Below are 985 nucleotides of genomic sequence, written 5' to 3' on the forward strand. Positions count from 1 at the left end.
GACGGATTGTAATATGAAGTGCGACACCTACTGGAAATAAATAAAAAAGGGCCCATGGCCGGATTCGTGTAGAATGAAGGTTCCTACACCACATTCACACAAGGAGAAATCCACCATGAGCTACACACATCTTAGCATAATTGAGCGCAGCAAGCTAGAAATCCTCCATCGACAGGGTCAAAGTTCAAGAGCCATCGCAAAGGAACTAGGAAGACATCCTTCGACGATTTGTCGTGAATTGGAACGTGCTACTTCATCGCAACCCTATCATGCAGAGCAGGCTCAGAGCGCTTATGAGGAGCGTCGTAAAGCTTCTATCTCACCTGGTAAATGGTCCGAAGCCATCGCTATTTCCTTGGAGGAGAAACTACAGGCAACGTGGTCTCCGGAGCAAATCACGGAACGTTTCCGCTTCCAAGGCCTGCCGTCGGTCTCCTTTAAAACCATCTATCGCTGGCTCTACGCTGGGCGTCTGGTTCGAGGCACGTTACAGGTCCTTCGGCACAAAGGGAAGCGCCAGAAACCCACAGAAAATCGCGGTAAATTCGCTATAGGCAAATCAATTTCGGATCGCCCCAAAGAGGTTCGTTCCCGTGAAACGTTTGGGCACTGGGAACTGGATACCGTCGTATCGGGTCGTGGGAAAAGTAAAGGATGCGTAGCCACGCTCATTGAACGCAAAACCCGTCTGTATACCGCCATTCTCATGCCTGATCGCACCGCTTTGTCTATGGAAATTGCGCTTGGTGTAGCCATCTCACAGTATCCAACAGGTACTTTCCTCACAGCCACGGCAGACCGGGGAAAGGAGTTTGCATGCTATGCCAATCTGGAAACAAACCATGACCTGCACGTTTATTTTGCTGATCCATATTCGTCTTGGCAACGTGGTTCCAATGAGAATGCGAATGGCTTGCTTCGAGAGTTTTTCCCGAAAGGTACCGATCTTGCTCAAGTGGAGGATGAAGTACTCGCCGATTCAATC

1 protein-coding gene is annotated in these 985 nt (G+C 49.5%); it reads left to right on the forward strand.

Annotated elements, in window-relative coordinates:
- Positions 1-115 precede the first annotated feature (115 nt).
- A partial coding sequence (locus tag PPA03S_RS31985) for an IS30 family transposase (protein WP_062330057.1) occupies positions 116-985 on the forward strand: 870 nt, incomplete at its 3' end.

It is taken from the genome of Paenibacillus pabuli NBRC 13638 (genome assembly GCF_001514495.1).
Classification (GTDB): domain Bacteria; phylum Bacillota; class Bacilli; order Paenibacillales; family Paenibacillaceae; genus Paenibacillus; species Paenibacillus pabuli.